Here is a 17,280-nt window from a genome sequence, read left to right on the forward strand (position 1 = left end):
CTACTGCGCCGCGGCCACGGGTGGCGTAGCGCGCACCCAGGCCGGGCGGATCGTCCGGATCTCTGGACGGCCGATTTCCGGAATTCCGGAAAATCGGAGTGAATGGTCGTCCGCTTTGCCAGCTTCCTTTTGAAATCAGTCACTTGGCGGCGCCGGCCGGCCTGGCACGGCGGTTGCGATGCTTAAGGCAGACGCGCTCCATTTGCAGGGCGCGCGAATCTGCCGCTGTGCGGCGGCGGGCACGGTCAAATACCGAGGACGACATCATGAGGAAACCCTTTTACAAGATCCTGTACGTGCAGGTGCTGTTCGCCATCGCGGTGGGCATCGTGCTCGGGCATTTCTGGCCCGCTACGGGCGTAGCCATGAAGCCGCTGGGGGATGGCTTCATCAAGCTGATCAAGATGATCATCGGCCCGATCATCTTCTGTACCGTGGTGTCCGGCATCGCCGGCATGCGCGACATGAAGAAGGTGGGCCGGGTCGGCGGCAAGGCGCTGCTCTACTTCGAGGTGATCTCCACCTTCGCGCTGCTGATCGGCCTGCTGTCCGCGCACCTGCTCAAGCCGGGCGCGGGCTTCAACATCGATCCGGCCACGCTCGACACCAAGTCGATCTCGCAGTACGTGACGCAGGCGCATGGCCAGAGCACGGTCGAGTTCTTCATGCACATCATCCCGGACACGATGGTCAGCGCGTTCGCCAATGGCGACATCCTGCAGATCCTGCTGATTTCCCTGCTCTTCGGCTCGGCGCTGGCGGCCATGGGTGAGCGCTCGAAGATCGTGTTCGACTTCGTCGAGCAGGTCTCCAAGGTGTTCTTCCACATCGTTCACGTGATCACCAAGGTGGCCCCGCTGGGCGCGTTCGGTGCGATGGCCTTCACCATCGGCAAGTACGGCCTGGGCTCGCTGGTGCCGCTGCTCAAGCTGATCGGCACCTTCTACTTCACGGCGATCGTCTTCGTGGTGGCGGTGCTGGGCACGGTGGCGCGCCTGACGGGCTTCAACATCTTCCGCTTCATCTCCTACATCAAGGAGGAACTGCTGATCGTGCTGGGCACCAGCTCGTCGGAGGCGGCGCTGCCGCACCTGATGGAAAAGCTGGAAAAGCTGGGCTGCTCCAAATCGGTGGTGGGGCTGGTGGTGCCCACGGGCTACTCCTTCAACCTGGATGGCACCAACATCTACATGACCATGGCGGTGCTGTTCATCGCCCAGGCCACCGGCATCGAGCTCACGCTGCTGCAGCAGCTCACCGTGCTGGGCGTGGCGATGATCACCTCCAAGGGCGCTAGCGGCGTGACCGGCTCCGGCTTCATCACGCTGGCCGCGACGCTGGCGGTGGTGCCGGACATTCCGGTGGCGGGCATGGTGCTGATCCTCGGCATCGACCGCTTCATGAGCGAATGCCGCGCGCTGACCAATATCATCGGCAATGGCGTGGCGACGGTGGTGATGTCGGCGTGGGAGCACGAACTCGACCGCGCGCAGCTTGACCGCATGCTGCGCCGTGGCGGCGATGAAACGGCCGAACTTGCCGAAGCCGGCCCCGGCGTCCGCTGAGGTCCCGGCCTCCGGAGCGGCGGCGCCAGCCGGCGCCGCCCGCCAGCGGGTATCATCGGCGCGTGTCCCTTCGCATGCGCCGATGCCACATTCCGACGATTTCCTCGCCGTGCATGATCCCGCTTCCGCCCGCCTGGTGCATGCGCCAGGCGATGGCGGCGGAACCTGGCGGGGCTTTGCCGCGGCGCTCGCCGTCGGCCTGGTCGTCCTGTGCTCGCTGACCTGGCTGGTTTCGATGCAGCGCGGCATCGACGGGCTGCAGCAAGCCACGGCCACCCGCGCCGATCGTTACGCGGCCACGCTGGAAAGCACGCTCGACCGCTACGAGTTCCTCCCCGCGCTGGTCTCGCTCCATCCCTTTGTCCATGACCTGCTGGCCGCGCCAGGCGATCCCGTGCGCGTGGCGGCGGCCAACCGCTACCTGTCCGAAGTCAACCGCCGCGCGCGGGCTTCGGCCACCTATGTCATTGCCGCCAACGGCCTCGCGCTGGCCGCCAGCAACCATGACGAGCCGGGCAGCTTTGTCGGCACCGACTACCGCTTCCGCCCTTACTTCCAGAGCGCATCGCGCGGGGAGATCGGGCGCTTCTACGCCATCGGCATCACCAGCGATGAGCCCGGCTACTACATTGCGCAGCCCGTGAAGGTGGGCGGGCGCGTGGTGGGCGTGACCGTGGTCAAGCTCAACCTGGAGTGGTTCCAGCGCGCTGGCGCCGGCGGTGCCGAGCCGGTGATGGTGAGCGACGAGCATGGCGTGATCTTCCTTTCCTCGGTGCCGGCCTGGCAGTACCGCACCTTGCAGCCGCTGCCAAGCGAGCTGCAGACCGAGCTGGACCGCACGCGCCAGTACCATGACCAGGAGGTCAGGCCGCTGCCGCTGGAGGCGCTGCAGTCCCCCGTTACGCAATGGCTGGGCCGGACCGTGCTGGGCGAGGGCGCGCGGCTGGTGCGCATCGGGTCCGGCAGCAACGCCGAGCGCTACCTCGAGATCAGCCGCAAGGTGGGCCCGGCCGACTGGACCATGCAGGTGATGGCCGCGCTGGACCCGGTGCTGGCCAGCGCGCGCAATGCCACCGTCGGGGCGGCGCTAGCTTATGCCTGCATGTGCCTGCTGCTGTTCAACTGGCGCCAGCGCCGGCAGCGCGCGCGCGATATCGAATACGGCAGGCGCCTGCTCGAAGCCGCCTACGATGAGCTGGAGCGCCGGGTGGAGGCGCGTACCGCCGACCTGATGGCCATCAACGAGCAGCTGGAAGCCGAGGTGGCGGAGCGCACCCGCGCCGAGAGCGAGCTGCGCGCGGCGCAGGATGAACTGGTGCAGGCCAGCAAGCTGGCGGCGTTGGGCCAGATGGCAGCCGGCATCACGCATGAGCTGAACCAGCCGCTGGCGGCCCTGCGCACGTTTTCCGACAACACCCGCGTGCTGCTCGAGCGCGGGCAGCTCGATGCGGCCGCCGGCAACCTCGTCGCCATCGCCGACCTCACCACCCGCATGGGCAAGATCACCGGGCAGCTCAAGCTGTTCGCCGGCAAGGCGCGCCAGCGGCGGCACGCGGTGCATGTGCGCGCCGCGCTGGACCACGTGCTGGCGCTCATGGCCCCGCGCCTGGCCCATGTCGCGCTGAAGGTGGAGGGCTTGTCCCAGCCGCCCGGGCCGGCGGTGTGGGCCGATGAGCTCAAGCTCGAGCAGGTGCTGCTCAACCTGATCGGCAATGCCCTCGATGCGCTGGCTACCGCGGCGCCGCAGGCGCCCTGCGTGGAAGTGGCGGTGAGCGAGCACGGCGGCACGGTTAGCATCGCGGTGCGCGACAATGGCACCGGCATCGCCGCCGACGCCTTGCCAAGATTGTTCGAACCCTTCTTCACCACCAAGGAGATTGGCCAGGGGCTCGGCCTGGGCCTGGCCATTTCGTCATCCATCGTGCGCGAGTTCGGCGGGCAGCTGAGCGCGGCCGACCGGCCCGGCGGCGGCGCGGAATTCGTGGTGATGCTGCGGCGCGCGCCCGCGCCCGACGGTGCCGCGCCCCGCGCCGCCACCACTTCCATCTCTCCCACCCATACTGAGTGAGCATTGCCATGCAAGACGGATTGCGTGTCCTGTTCGTCGAAGACGAACCCCTGGTGCGCCAGGCCACCGCGCAGAGCCTGGAGCTGGCTGGCTTCTCCGTGCTGGCGTTGCCCTCGGCCGAGGCCGCCATGCCGCACCTGTCGCCGGAATTTCCCGGCGTGCTGGTGACGGACGTGCGCCTCACCGGCGCCAGCGGGCTGGACCTGCTGCAGCACTGCCGCAACGCGGCGCCGGGCGTGCCGGTGATCCTGGTCACCGGCCACGGCGATATCACCATGGCGGTACAGGCCATGCGCGAAGGCGCCTACGATTTCATCGAGAAGCCCTTTGGCGCCGACCGCCTGACCGAGACCGTGCGGCGCGCGCTGGAGCGGCGCGCGCTGGAGCTGGAGAACCGCGCGCTGCGCCGCGAGCTGGCCGGCCCGGCGGCGGGCACGCGCATCATCGGGCGCTCGCCGGCCATCGAGCAGGTGCGCACGCTGGTGGCCAACGTGGCCGCCACGGATGTCCCCGTGATGATCAACGGCGAGACCGGTACCGGCAAGGAGCTGGTGGCGCGCAGCCTGCATGCCTTGTCGCCGCGCCACCAGGCGCCCTTCGTCGCGCTGAACTGCGGCGCGGTGCCCGAGGCCATCTTCGAGAGCGAGATGTTTGGCCACGAGGCCGGCGCGTTTACCGGCGCCGGCAAGCGCCGCGTGGGCAAGCTCGAGCACGCCTCGGGCGGCACGCTGTTCCTCGACGAGATCGAGAGCATGCCGCTGGCGCTGCAGGTCAAGCTGCTGCGCGTGCTGCAGGAGGGCACGCTGGAGCGGCTCGGCTCCAATGCCTCCATCGCCATCGACGTGCGCATCGTGGCCGCGGCCAAGGGCGATATGGAGACGCTGGTGGCGCAAGGCACGTTCCGCGAGGATTTGTACTACCGGCTCAACGTGGTCACCATCCCGTTGCCCCCGCTGCGCGAGCGGCGCGAGGACATCGTTGCGCTGTTCGAGCATTTCATGCTGGTGGCGGCGGTGCGCTACCAGCGCCCCGTGCCCATCCTCTCCGAGCTGCAGCGCCAGGCGCTGATGCAGCGCGCGTGGCCCGGCAACGTGCGCGAGCTGCGCAACGCCGCCGACCGCCTGGTGCTGGGCGTGCCCGAGGGTGGCACGCGCGCCGATGCGCTCGACGACTCCACGCCGCTCAAGGAGCGCATGGAGCACTACGAGCGCGCCGTCATCGCCGATACGCTGGCGCGCACCGGCGGCGCGGTCAGCCAGGCGGCGGATCTGCTGCAGGTGGGCAAGGCCACGCTGTATGACAAGATCAAGCGCTACGGGCTGTAGCGCTTCCGGCGCTTCCGGCGCTTCGGGCGTTTCCGGGCTAACCGGGCCAACCGGGCTAACCGGGCTAACCGGGCGCTGTGCGCTGCGAGTCGACATCTCTTGATACACTCGCGGGCCCGAACAGCTCACCCGGAACACGCAATGAACGAGGTATCCAGCCAGCACGCTTCCAGCCGCCTGGGCGGCACGGCCGTCGAGGTCGATGGCCAGCAACTCACCGCCGCGGCGCTGGCGCAGGTGGCGCAAGGCCGTCGCCAGGCCAGCCTGGACCAGGCCGCGCGTGCCCATGTGGCGGATGCGCGTGCGCGTTTCGAGGAACTTGCCTCGTCCAATATCCCCATCTACGGCGTTTCCACCGGCTTTGGCGAGCTGGTGCATAACTGGGTGGATATCGAGCATGCCGGCGCCCTGCAGGAAAACCTGTTGCGCAGCCACTGCGCCGGCGTGGGCCCGCTGTTCGGGCGCGAAGAAGTGCGCGCGATGATGGTCGCGCGCGCCAATGCGCTGGCGCGGGGCTATTCGGCGGTACGCCCGCTGGTGATCGAGCAATTGCTGCGTTATGTCGAGGCGGGCATCACGCCCGCCGTGCCGCAGGTGGGCTCGCTCGGCGCCAGCGGCGACCTCGCGCCGCTCTCGCATATCGCCATTACTCTGATCGGCGAAGGCAAGGTGCTGCTGGCCGACGGCACCACCGCGCCCACCGCGCAGGTATTGCGCGAGCATGGCATCGAGCCGATCAAGCTGTCCCACAAGGAAGGGCTGGCCCTGATCAACGGCACCTCGGCCATGACCGGCATGGCGTGCCTGCTGCTGGAAACCATGCGCGCCCAGGTGACGCAGGCCGAGATCATCGCGGCGCTGGCGCTGGAAGGGCTGAACGCCTCGGCCGACGCCTTCATGACCCACGGCCACGATATTGCCAAGCCGCATCCGGGCCAGGTGCAATCGGCGGCCAACCTGCGCGCGCTGCTGGCGGGATCCACGCGCCTCTCAGGGCATGGCCAGCTGGCGGGGGAAATGAAGACCCGCGCGGGCGACGAGAAGAACACCGGCACCGGCGTGTTTATCCAAAAGGCCTACACGCTGCGCTGCATTCCGCAGGTGCTGGGCGCGGTGCGCGACACGCTGGGCCACTGCGCCACCGTGGTCGAGCGCGAGCTGAATTCGTCCAACGACAATCCGCTGTTCTTCGACGACGGCGAGCTGTTCCACGGCGGCAATTTCCACGGCCAGCAAGTGGCGTTCGCCATGGACTTCCTCGCCATCGCGGCCACGCAGCTTGGCGTGGTGTCGGAGCGCCGCCTCAACCGCCTGCTCAGCCCGCACCTGAATAACGGCTTGCCGGCTTTCCTGGCGGCCGCCAACGAGGGCCTGAGCTGCGGGTTTGCCGGCGCGCAGTATCCGGCCACCGCGCTGATCGCCGAGAACCGCACCATCTGCAGCCCGGCCAGCATCCAGAGCGTGCCGTCCAACGGCGACAACCAGGACGTGGTGAGCATGGGCCTGATCGGCGCGCGCAATGCACGCCGCATCATCGACAACAACCAGTACATCCTCGCCGTGGAACTGCTCGCAGCCTGCCAGGCCGCCGAGCTGGCAGGCGCGGTGGAAAGCCTGTCGCCGGCGGGCCGCGCGGTCTTTGCCTTTGTGCGCGAGCGCGTGCCGTTCCTGGCGATGGATCGCTACATGACCGACGACATCGAAGCCATTGCCGCGCAACTGCGCGCCGGCGCGCTGGTGGAGGTGGTGCGCGCGGCAGGCGCGGCGGTCAACTGACACGCGCCCTGGCCGCGCAGCCTCATTTCCACATATCGCGCATGCGGCCGGCCAGATCCAGCCTGGGCAGCGGCGCCTTGGCCGGCGCATCCGCCACCGGCGGGGGCGGCGGCCAGGACCGGCTGTGGAACAGCGGCATCACGCGGTTGGGCAGAAAGCGCGTGCGCGAGGCGTAGACATGGCGGTCGCCATAGGCGGTCTGCTGGTGCACATAGAAACGCTGCGGCACCACGATGTCGAGGTGGTCGCGGGCGCGGGTCATGGCAACGTATAGCAGCCGGCGCTCTTCCTCGATTTCCTCGGTGGTGCCGGTGGCCAGGTCCGACGGCATGCAACCGTCGACGGCGTTGAGCACATAGACGGCCTTCCATTCCTGGCCCTTGGCCGAGTGGATGGTGGACAGGATCAGGTAATCCTCGTCGCGCAGCGGCACGCCGGATTCGTCGCTCGATGCGTCCGGCGGGTCGAGCGTGAGTTCCGTCAGGAAGCGCTCGCGCGACGCGTAGGTGGCGGCGATACGCTCCAGTTGCTGCAGGTCGGCCGCGCGTGCGGGAGCGTCGTCGTGCAGGCGCTCAAGGTGCGGCTGGTACCACGCCACCACCTGCTCGAAGGCGGAGGGCCACGGCGCGGCCGGGGCCATCAGGCTGCGCGCCAGCGCCAGCAGGTCGGGCCAGGCCTCGGCGGCGGCTGGCGGCGCCTCAAAGGACTCCAGGGCAAATAGCGGCTCGGTGGCGATTTCCACGGCATCGAGCACACGAGCGGCAGTCTTGGGCCCCACGCCAGGCAGTAGTTGCAGGCTGCGGAAGCCCGCCATGCGGTCGCGCGGATTTTCCAGCCAGCGCACCACCGCCAGCACATCCTTCACGTGCGTGGATTCCAGGAACTTCAAGCCGCCGAACTTCACGAACGGGATGTTGCGCCGGACCAGCTCGATCTCCAGCTGCGCGCTGTGGTCGGCGGCGCGGAACAGCACCGCCTGCGACAGCAGCGCCAGCCCGGCCTCGCGCCGCGCCAGGATCTGCTCGACCACATAGCGGGCCTGGTCCGCCTCGTCGTTGACCACCACGATCTCCGGCTTCTCGGCCGAGCCGCGCTCCGACCACAGGTCCTTGGTATAGCGCTCGGCCGCCAGCCTGATCACCGCGTTGGCGGCAGCCAGGATGGGCTGGGTGGAGCGGTAGTTCTGCGACAGCGTGACCATGTCCGCGGCCGGCGTGAACTGCGCGGGGAAATCGAGGATGTTGCGCACCGTGGCGCCACGGAAGGCGTAGATCGACTGTGCATCGTCGCCCACCACCGTCAGGCCGCGCCCGTCGGGCTTGAGCGCGAGCAGGATGGCAGCCTGCAGCGCATTGGTGTCCTGGTATTCGTCCACCAGCACGTGGTCGAAGCGCGCGCCCATGTCCTGCGCCAGCGCGGGCTCGGCCAGTGCCTGCGCCCAGTAGAGCAGCAGGTCGTCGTAGTCGAGCACCTGCTGCTTCTGCTTGGCTTGCACATAGCCGGCAAATAGTCCGCGCAGCGCATCCGTCCACATGGCATAGCGCGGGAACCATTGCTTGAGCACGTCTTCGAGCGGCGCCTGCGTGTTGACCACGCGCGAGTAGATCGACAGGCAGGTTTCCTTGCGCGGGAACCGCGAAGCCTGGGCCGACAGGCCCAGGTCGTGCCGCACCACGTTCATCAGGTCGGCGGCGTCGCCGCGATCGCAGATGGTGAAGCTGGGCGACAGGCCAAGCGTTTCCGCGTACTCGCGCAGCAGGCGCGCGCCGATGGCGTGGAAGGTGCCTGACCATGTGAGTGCCGCGCGCCCCGCCCCGGAGGCTTGCATGCCCAGCGCCTGGTCGACGATGCGCTCGACCCGCCGCCCCATTTCCGACGCCGCGCGGCGCGAGAACGTCAGCAGCAGGATGCGGCGCGGGTCTGCGCCGCTCAGCACTAGATGGGCAACGCGGTGGGCCAGCGTGTTGGTCTTGCCCGAGCCGGCACCGGCGATGATCAGCAGCGGCGCGGCGGGCTCGTGCGTCACGGCCGCGCGCTGTTCCGGGTTCAGGGTCGACAGGTAGGCCGGCGTGTCGGGGGCGCGGGCATCCACGGTATCGGGCTGCTTGACGGCGGGTGCGTCGCAAAGCACGGCGCTGGGATCGGGATCGAGTAACACGGAGCGGGGGCCTTAGGGGATGCCGGGGATGCCGGGCGCAAGTGCGCTGGCCAGCATGGGCGGGGAAAGCTGCTGGCAACTGTATATCCATACAGCCGGGCTGCGCAAGCCGGGCATTGCCCGGGCGCGCCCAGGCAATAAAAAAGGTGCCATGGAAGGCACCTTTCTGGGCGGAGGCGGTGAGCCGGGCGGTGGCTCAGGCCGCCTTGGCGAGCGCGCCGTCGAGCAGCTTGTGCAGCGCGTCCCACTCGGGCTCGCCCACATAGCGCTTGAGGATGTGGCCGTCCTTGTCGATCACGAAGGTGGTCGGGGTCAGCTGCACTTCGCCGAATGCCTTGGCGGCCGCGCCGTCGGAATCCATCGCCACCTTGAACGGCAGCTTGCGCGTTTGCGCATAGTTCATCACGTACATGGGCGGGTCATAGCTCATTGCCACGGCGACGAACTCCAGGCCCTTGCCCTTGAACTTGTCATAGGTGCGGACCATGTCCGGCATTTCCTTGACGCAGGTGACGCAGCTGGTGGCCCAGAAGTTGACCAGGTAGACCTTGCCCTTGAGATCGGAGGTGCTGATCTTCTCGCCCGACAGCAGCGTGAACGTGGCGGGCGGCGCCGCATTGGCGGGGGCGACGGCGCGATAGCCGAACCAACCCAGCACGGCAACCAGCAGCACGGCGGCGATCACAGGCCACCGCTTGCGCGAGGCGGTGCTTGCCGGGGTGGGTGTGGTGGGGGAAGCGGAGGTCGTCATGATGCTCGCCGACAGGTCAGACAAGCCACTATTCTACTGCCGCTGCCAAGGCGCTGCCGGCTGCATTCACCGAGCCGCCGCGGATGCGACGATTGGCCGCAGCCGGGTGCGCCATCGTGCGCCTCAATGCGCCTTGCTTGCCAAGGCCGAGCGGGCCTGGTCCAGCGCCTGCTCAAGGTAGGCGCCATAGAAATCGGGCTGCATGCCACGTAGCGGCGTGGCCAGCGAGCGGCCGCGCGCGTCAAGGAAGAGCACCGTGGGTGCTACCGCTACATTGCGGCTGCGCGCCCATTCGCGTGCGGTGGTCATGCTGCCATCGGCGTTGCGCAGGGGCGTGTCGGCGGTCATGTCGAGCTCGCGCGCCTCGATTTCGCCCGCCGCGGCTTGCGGGCCGAGATAGTTGCGGCGCACCGTTTCGCAGTACACGCAGCCGGGCAGTGTCACCAGCACCACCAGGGGCTCGCCCCGGCTGGCCGCAGCGGCGGCCTGGGTGGCGAGATCGTTGGCGGGGGGCAGGTGGGCCGTGGCGGCCAGGGCGCTTGTGCCTGCCGCGACCAGCATGGCGCCGAGCATCGCCATGCCAGCACGGCGTGCGGTGCCAAAAACACCCCGGAGGGATGGCGGCATGGGCCGGATCGATGGCTGGGTTTGCATTGGCGGGCAATGTGGATGAGCGCTGACACGCGGGTTCTACGATAATAGCGGCTTATCTCCGCATTCGCCGCCCTGATGCCCCACGCCTGGTTTCCACGGTTTTTCCGCTTGCCGCAGTCCCCGCTTGCCAAAGCCATCGTCCTGGGCGCGCTCGGCGCCGGGCTGATCGCCTGTTCGCCCCGCTATGACTGGCGCACCATCCAGTCCAACGAAGGCGCCTACGCGGCGCTTTATCCCGGCAAGCCATCCGGCGCTGCGCGCGAGGTGGCGATTGCCGGGCGCAAGCTGCCCATGACGATGGACGCGGCCCGGGTCGACGAGACCTTGTTCGCCGTGGGCGTGGTGACCTTGCCCGCCGATGACGCCGAGTTGCGGCAGGCGGCGCTGGATTCCATGCAGAAGGGCTTGCTCGGCAACCTCGGGCCGCATCCTGCCGATGCGGTCAAGACCCGCAAGGTGACGGTGATGTCGGCCGCATCGCCGGCCGTGGCGCTCGAGGGTGTGGAGCTGCAGGTGGCCGCGGTCTCGCCGCAGGACCAGTCGCCACGCAGGTTGACCGCGCGGCTGGTGGCATCGGGCGTGCACGTCTACCAGGCGGTCGTGCTGGAGGCGGGAGAGGCGGCGCGCGACCAGCGCCAGGCGGAACAGATAGACCAGTTCCTGACGGGCTTCCATCCGTTCTGACCTGGGCGCTCCAAGCTTCAAGGCAGATTCAAGACAGTTTATTTTCAAGGAGTAACGCAATGCGTTGGGATGTTTGGCTGGCCTATTTCGCGGCCTGTTGGGTGATTGCCGTGTCGCCGGGTTCCGGCGCGGTGCTGTCGATGAGCCATGGCCTGTCCTATGGGCTGCGCAAGACCACCACCACGATTTTTGGCTTGCAGACCGGGCTGGTCATCATCCTGCTGGTGGCCGGCGGTGGCCTGGGCGCGCTGCTGGTGGCCTCCGAGCATGCATTTGCCGTGGTCAAGACGATTGGTGCGCTCTACCTGATCTACATCGGCGTGCAGCAATGGCGCGCGCGGGTGGACGGCGGCCAGGACGATGCAGCGCAGGGCAGGCAAGCGCCGCGCATGGCCACGCTGAGCCCGCGCCGGCGTTTTGCCACGGGCTTGCTGACCAATGTGACCAACCCCAAGGGCATCATCTTCATGGTGGCGGTGTTGCCGCAGTTCATCGATCCCGCTCATGCGCTCGGGCCCCAGCTTGCCATCCTGGCCGCGACCATGTGCGGCGTGGACCTGGTGGTGATGCACGGCTACGCGCTGCTGGCCTCGCGCATGCGCGGCCTGTTCCGCAATGCGCGCGCGGTGCGCTGGCAGAACCGGATCTTCGGCAGCGTGCTGGTGGCCGTGGGCGCGGCGCTGTTCTTCGTCAGGCGCCATCCGGCGTGAAGACTCAGGGCCGGCTCCGCGCCGGTCCGATCCGGCCTGATCCGTCCCGATCCGTCCATATGCCTATCTATCGCTGGCTTCCCACGAGTGCGTTTGCTTCAATAAGGTAAGACGGTAAGACGAAGACGACCCAAGCGGAGGTAAGCAATGCGAAGCTCTTCCCCCCAGCAGGCTCCATTGCATGCGCGGCCGGTCCACACCGTGCCGCCGGCCGAGGATCCGCTGCCCCCGGGCGTGCCGCCCGACCTCCCTCCGATCGAAGAGCCACCGCCGCCATCGGAGCCGCCTGTGGCCGCGCCGCCGCGCCGGGCGTGAATGGCTACGGTGTGCGCAAGGCGCGCCGGTACTGGATAGCCTCGCCCACATGGCTCGGCTGTAATTGCTCGGCGCCCGCCAGGTCGGCAATGGTGCGGGCGATCTTCAATACGCGGAAATAGGCGCGCGCCGACCAGGCCAGCTTGGCCATGGCGCCGCGCAGCAATGCCTGCGCCTCGGGCGCGAGCGGGCAATGTTCGTCGATCTCGCGACCGGACAGGGCGGCGTTGGGCTTGCCCTGGCGGGCCTGTTGCACGGCCCGGGCGGCCAGCACGCGCTGGCGCACGTCGGCGCTGGGCTCTCCGGGCGGGCCGTCGAGCATTTCCTGATGATCCTGCGCCGGCACTTCCACCTGCAGGTCGATCCGGTCGAGCAACGGCCCCGACAGCCTGGACTGGTAGCGCAGCACCTGGTCAGGCGTGCAACGGCAAGGACGGGAAGGGTGTCCCTGATAGCCGCAAGGACAGGGGTTCATCGCGGCGATGAACTGGAAGCGCGCCGGGAAGTCGGCCTGCCGCATGGCGCGCGAGATGGTGACGCGGCCCGATTCCAGGGGTTCGCGCAGGACTTCCAGCACCTTGCGGTCAAATTCAGGCAACTCGTCCAGGAACAACACACCTTGGTGGGCCAGCGAGATCTCGCCTGGCCGGGGATTGCTGCCGCCGCCCACCAGCGCCGCTGCCGACGCAGTGTGATGCGGCGAGCGGTAGGGCCGCTCACGCCAGCGGGCGGGATGGAAGCCGGCGGCGGTCAGGCTCTGCACCGCGGCGGATTCCAGCGCTTCGTCCAGGGTCATGGGTGGCAGCAGGCTGGCAAAGCGCTGCGCCAGCATGGACTTGCCGGTGCCGGGCGGACCGACCAGCAGTGCCGAATGCTGGCCCGCCGCCGCGATCTCCATGGCGCGGCGCGCTTGCGTCTGGCCCCGCACGTCACGCATGTCCGCGCCGGCCGGGTTGCCTCCGGCGATCTCAACCAGCGGCTCCGCACGCGCCAGGCGGTCCGCCGGCAGGGGGCCAAGGTGAGCACAGACTTCCAGCAGGGAGCGCGCCGCATATACCGTGACGCCGTCGATCAGGGCCGCCTCGGGCGCGTTTTCCGCCGCCACCACGAAGCTGCGCGCCGGGCCTTCGCCAGCGGCTTGCCGTGCCGCGTTGTCGCGCCCCAGGCCCATGGCCATGGCCAGTGCACCGCGCACCGGGCGCAATTCGCCGGATAGCGACAGCTCGCCGGCGAACTCGCTGGCATCCAGGCCATCCAGCGGGACTTGCCCGCTTGCGGCCAGGATGCCGAGCGCGATCGGCAGGTCGAAGCGCCCGCTTTCCTTGGGCAGGTCGGCCGGCGCCAGATTCACCGTAATGCGCCGGCTGGGAAATTCCAGCCGGCTGTTGAGGATCGCCGCGCGCACCCGCTCGCGGCTCTCGCGCACTTCGGTATCGGCCAGCCCGACGATATTGAAGGCGGGCAGGCCGTTGGCCAGGTGCACCTCGACCGACACCAGCGGTGCCTCGAGTCCGGTCAGCGCCCGGCTACGCAGGAGGGCGAGGCTCATCTCACTCCAAAAAGCATCAAGGAAGTGTTAACGAAAATGGCCGCCGGAGTACGGCGGCCATTCTGGCGGTCGAGGGCTGCGCCCGGGTCATCGGACCCCCGGGGCAAACACGGGACGCGGCAACGGTCTTAGCCCGAAACAGGCGTGTCGGAGCCGCCTGCCGAGCGGCTTTCCAGCGCCTGCACGCGGGCTTCCAGTTCCTCCAGGCGCGCGCGGGTGCGCGCCAGCACCTGCGACTGGACGTCGAATTCCTCGCGGGTGACCAGGTCGAGCTTGGAAAACCCCTGCGTCATCATGCTGCGGACGTTTTTTTCGATGTCCTTGGCCGGCGAATTGCGCAGGGCTTCGCTGATCTTGGCCTGGAAATCGTTGAAGAGATCGGTGGGTTTCATACTGGTTCTCCTGTTGCACCGCCTTGGTGCGGATAACTGGGTGGGCGGGATTCGGCATGCTGCATCGCGGTGCACCGAAACGGGGTGTGGGCAAACGCGGTGCGTGCACGGCACTTGCCGCCGGCATGGGCCGATTATCACGCTTCAAGCGTCCCCGGGAAAGCGCCAGCGCGGGCTGGTAACACCTTTTAACGTCAGTCAGTTCGCTGGGAGACAGTCGGCCGGGTCCAGTTCGATGTCTTTTTGCGCACAAAATGACGCTCTCACGCCATGGTTCCTTCCTGGCACGGCAGTTGCAGTAATGGTGACAGGAGCCTCGTTCTACAAACTACTTTCAAACACACGAGTACCGAGCCAGAGGAAAAGGAGAACACACCCATGAAGAAGTTGGCCCTTGCAGTCAGCGCCAGTGCAGTTGTGCTTTGCGGGCTCGCCCCCGCCGCCTTCGCCCAGAGCAGTGCGCAGGAGGGCGGTGCACCTACCGACGCCGCCGCCCCCGCCGAGGCCTCGCCGCACACCTTCACCGCCAACGTGACCTTGGCCAGTGAGTATCGCTATCGCGGCTTGATGCAGACCAACCGCCGCCCGGCCATCCAGGGCGGGTTCGACTACTCGCATTCGAGCGGCTTCTATGTGGGTAACTGGAACTCGAGCATCAGCTGGCTCGGCGACAGCAATTCGAAAGTCTCGGCACCGATCGAGATGGACTTCTACGGCGGCTTCAAGAACACGGTGACGCTGGCCGGCCTGGAGTGGAACTATGACGCAGGCGTGCTGCAGTACTACTACCCGGGCGACTACCCGAACGGCTTCACCCGCCCGTACACCACGGAACTGTACGTCGGCGCTGGCGCTGGCCCGGTGTTCTTCAAGTACTCGCAGGCGCTGACCAACCTGTTCGGCTTCGCTGACAGCAAGTACAGCTACTACGCCGACCTGTCGGCCAATGTGCCGCTGAACTTCTGGGACCTGACGCTCAATGCCCACGTCGGCTACCAGAACGTGAAGCACGTGAACAGCGCCTCCTACACCGACTGGAAGCTCGGGCTGACCAAGGACCTGGGCAAGGGCTTCGCACTGGCGATCGCTTATATCGACACCAATGCGCACAAATCGGCCTATACCAACGTACCGGGCCGCTACGTCGGCAAGGCTACAGCCTGGGCTTCGATCACCAAGACTTTCTAAACACGCATCAGGTTGAGCGGACGCCGGACGCGAGGCCGGGCCGTCCCGCTCAGAGGAGAAATCGGATGAAACTGATCATCGCCGTCATCAAGCCGTTCAAGCTCGACGAGGTGCGCGAAGCGCTCTCGGACGTGGGCGTGTCCGGCATCACCGTGACTGAAGTCAAGGGCTTCGGCCGCCAGAAGGGCCATACCGAGCTGTACCGGGGCGCGGAGTACATCGTGGATTTCCTGCCCAAGGTGAAGATCGAAGTGGCCGTCCCGGACGACGTGGTCGACCGGGCCATCGAGGCGATCGAGAAATCGGCGCGCACCGGCAAGATTGGCGACGGCAAGATCTTTGTCGCACCGATCGAGCAGGTCATCCGCATCCGCACCGGCGAAACCGGCGGCGACGCGCTGTGACGCACAGCCCAACGACAAGAGGTTAATCACAATGAAATCCTGGTTCAAGCGCATCCTGACAACCGGCGCCATGGCGCTGGCCCTGGGCACGGCCGGCATCGGCCTGTCCACCCACGCCGTGGCGCAGGACAAGCCCGCGGCCGAAGCCTCCGCGCCGGCTGCCGCCGCCGCACCTGCAACTGCCGCGCCTGCAACCGCCTCCGCTCCCGCGGCAGCTGCGCCTGCGCCTGCAGAGGCCGCCGCCCCTGCCGCAGCGCCCGCACCGGTGCCCAACAAGGGCGATACGGCCTGGCTGCTGGTTTCCACCGCCTTCGTGATCCTGATGACGCTGCCTGGCCTGGCGCTGTTCTACGGCGGCCTGGTCCGCTCGAAGAACATGCTGTCGGTGCTGATGCAGTGCCTGGTGATCTTCTCGCTGGTGTCGCTGCTGTGGGCCATCTACGGCTACAGCTTCGCCTTCACCGAGGGTAACGCCTTCTTTGGCGGCACCGACCGGCTCTTCATGAAGGGGCTCAATGTCGATGCCGTGGCCGCCACCTTCTCCAAGGGCGTGGTGGTGCCGGAACTGGCTTACTTCGCCTTCCAGTGCGCCTTCGCAGCCATTACCTGCGGCCTGATCATCGGCGCTTTCGCCGAACGCGCCAAGTTCTCGGCGGTGTTGGTTTTCGTGGTGCTGTGGTTCACCTTCTCGTACATCCCGATGGCCCACATGGTCTGGTTCTGGCCTGGTCCTGACCTGTACACCGACGCGGCAGCCGGCGCGGCAGCCACGGCCAAGGGCGGCTGGCTGTTCCAGAAGGGCGCGCTCGACTTTGCTGGCGGCACGGTGGTGCACATCAACGCAGCCGTGGCTGGCCTGGTGGGTGCCTTCATGTTCGGCAAGCGGATCGGCTTTGGCCGTGAGGCCCTGCGTCCGCACAGCCTGACCTTCACCATGGTGGGCGCCTCGCTGCTGTGGTTCGGCTGGTTCGGCTTCAACGCCGGCTCGGCGCTGGAAGCCAACGGTTCGGCCGCACTGGCCTTCGTCAACACCCTGCTGGCGACCTGCGCCGCCGTGCTGTCCTGGACCTTCGGCGAATGGATCAGCAAGGGCAAGCCCTCGATGCTGGGCGGCGCTTCGGGCGCAGTGGCTGGCCTGGTGGCCATCACCCCGGCGGCCGGCTTCGTCGGCCCGATGGGCTCGATCGTGATCGGCATCGCCGCCGGCCTGCTGTGCCTGTGGGGCGTAACCGGCCTGAAGAAGCTGCTGGGCATGGACGACTCGCTCGACGTCTTCGGCGTGCACGGCGTGGGCGGCATCCTGGGTGCGCTGCTGACCGGCGTGTTCGCCGCGCCGAGCCTGGGCGGCACGGGTGTCTATGACTACGTGGCCAACAAGGTCTCTGACGATTATTCGATCGTGGGCCAGGTGTGGATCCAGTTCCAAGGCGTGCTCACCACCATCGTGTGGTCGGGTGTGGTGGCCTTCGTCGCCTTCAAGCTGGTGGATATGCTGATCGGCCTGCGGGTGCCGGAAGAAGAAGAACGCGAGGGCCTGGACATCACCTCGCACGGCGAGACCGCGTATGAAGCCTGATCGTAAAGGTGTTGTGCTGGAGAGCTGATTGGGAATCTTCTCTCAGGAGTTTCGCCCGGCCTTGTGCCGGGCTTTTTTCATTGCAGGCGTCCGCCGCGGGCGGCTGCCCAGGCGGGAAGCGGAGCCAGGGGCTTTTTCGTAAAGTGCTTAAATCCGATCTTAAAA

At 67.6% G+C, this 17,280-nt stretch carries 14 protein-coding genes; 9 read left to right on the top strand and 5 right to left on the bottom strand.

Features of this window, described 5'->3' with window-relative positions; translation table 11 throughout:
* Positions 1-263: 263 nt before the first annotated feature.
* From ACX12D_RS01885 to cmdF, 4 genes are all read left to right on the top strand, one after another.
* Positions 264-1,565, top strand: coding sequence for a dicarboxylate/amino acid:cation symporter (locus ACX12D_RS01885; RefSeq protein ID WP_459373901.1), 1,302 nt, complete (start codon positions 264-266; stop codon positions 1,563-1,565).
* An 82-nt stretch (positions 1,566-1,647) separates the two neighbouring features.
* On the top strand, positions 1,648-3,633 hold the full coding sequence (locus tag ACX12D_RS01890) for a sensor histidine kinase (RefSeq protein WP_459372728.1): 1,986 nt from the start codon (positions 1,648-1,650) through the stop codon (positions 3,631-3,633).
* Positions 3,634-3,641: 8 nt separating this feature from the next.
* Complete coding sequence (locus tag ACX12D_RS01895; protein ID WP_043343292.1) at positions 3,642-4,958, top strand: sigma-54-dependent transcriptional regulator; 1,317 nt, start codon at positions 3,642-3,644, stop codon at positions 4,956-4,958.
* A gap of 141 nt (positions 4,959-5,099) precedes the next feature.
* Entirely contained in the window at positions 5,100-6,734 is a 1,635-nt protein-coding gene (cmdF, locus tag ACX12D_RS01900; protein ID WP_459372729.1) for a tyrosine 2,3-aminomutase, read from the top strand.
* Positions 6,735-6,756: 22 nt separating this feature from the next.
* On the opposite strand, the gene ACX12D_RS01905 is transcribed toward cmdF, so the two are convergent.
* The 3 genes from ACX12D_RS01905 to ACX12D_RS01915 all read right to left on the bottom strand — a co-directional run bounded on the left by ACX12D_RS01905 (position 6,757) and on the right by ACX12D_RS01915 (position 10,222).
* Positions 6,757-8,826 carry an ATP-dependent helicase gene (locus tag ACX12D_RS01905; RefSeq protein WP_459373903.1) on the bottom strand — a complete coding sequence of 690 codons (2,070 nt, stop codon included), beginning with the start codon at positions 8,824-8,826 and terminating at the stop codon, positions 6,757-6,759.
* Between the two features lie 262 nt (positions 8,827-9,088).
* Positions 9,089-9,643 carry a TlpA disulfide reductase family protein gene (locus ACX12D_RS01910; protein WP_459372730.1) on the bottom strand — a complete coding sequence of 185 codons (555 nt, stop codon included), beginning with the start codon at positions 9,641-9,643 and terminating at the stop codon, positions 9,089-9,091.
* 123 nt (positions 9,644-9,766) lie between these two features.
* Complete coding sequence (locus ACX12D_RS01915; protein ID WP_441632402.1) at positions 9,767-10,222, bottom strand: thioredoxin domain-containing protein; 456 nt, start codon at positions 10,220-10,222, stop codon at positions 9,767-9,769.
* Between the two features lie 150 nt (positions 10,223-10,372).
* Between ACX12D_RS01915 and ACX12D_RS01920 the strand changes: the two genes are divergently transcribed.
* Positions 10,373-10,981: a hypothetical protein gene (locus ACX12D_RS01920; RefSeq protein ID WP_441632235.1), complete on the top strand. Its 609-nt coding sequence runs from the start codon at positions 10,373-10,375 to the stop codon at positions 10,979-10,981.
* A gap of 59 nt (positions 10,982-11,040) precedes the next feature.
* Positions 11,041-11,691 (top strand): LysE family transporter, encoded by a 651-nt coding sequence (locus ACX12D_RS01925; protein ID WP_459372731.1) that lies wholly within the window; start codon positions 11,041-11,043, stop codon positions 11,689-11,691.
* 319 nt (positions 11,692-12,010) lie between these two features.
* Here ACX12D_RS01925 and ACX12D_RS01930 read toward each other — a convergent pair whose 3' ends face one another.
* Both ACX12D_RS01930 and ACX12D_RS01935 read right to left on the bottom strand, forming a co-directional pair.
* Complete coding sequence (locus ACX12D_RS01930; RefSeq protein WP_459372733.1) at positions 12,011-13,555, bottom strand: YifB family Mg chelatase-like AAA ATPase; 1,545 nt, start codon at positions 13,553-13,555, stop codon at positions 12,011-12,013.
* A 128-nt stretch (positions 13,556-13,683) separates the two neighbouring features.
* Positions 13,684-13,947 (bottom strand): accessory factor UbiK family protein, encoded by a 264-nt coding sequence (locus ACX12D_RS01935; RefSeq protein WP_043343307.1) that lies wholly within the window; start codon positions 13,945-13,947, stop codon positions 13,684-13,686.
* Between the two features lie 378 nt (positions 13,948-14,325).
* On the opposite strand from ACX12D_RS01935, the gene ACX12D_RS01940 reads away from it, so the two are divergent.
* The 3 genes from ACX12D_RS01940 to ACX12D_RS01950 all read left to right on the top strand — a co-directional run bounded on the left by ACX12D_RS01940 (position 14,326) and on the right by ACX12D_RS01950 (position 17,115).
* Positions 14,326-15,135: a TorF family putative porin gene (locus tag ACX12D_RS01940; RefSeq protein ID WP_459372734.1), complete on the top strand. Its 810-nt coding sequence runs from the start codon at positions 14,326-14,328 to the stop codon at positions 15,133-15,135.
* Positions 15,136-15,200: 65 nt separating this feature from the next.
* Positions 15,201-15,539 carry a P-II family nitrogen regulator gene (locus ACX12D_RS01945; RefSeq protein WP_006159494.1) on the top strand — a complete coding sequence of 113 codons (339 nt, stop codon included), beginning with the start codon at positions 15,201-15,203 and terminating at the stop codon, positions 15,537-15,539.
* Positions 15,540-15,570: 31 nt separating this feature from the next.
* On the top strand, positions 15,571-17,115 hold the full coding sequence (locus tag ACX12D_RS01950) for an ammonium transporter (RefSeq protein WP_459372735.1): 1,545 nt from the start codon (positions 15,571-15,573) through the stop codon (positions 17,113-17,115).
* The last annotated feature ends 165 nt before the right edge of the window (positions 17,116-17,280 follow it).

This window comes from Cupriavidus sp. PET2-C1 (assembly GCF_054515855.1).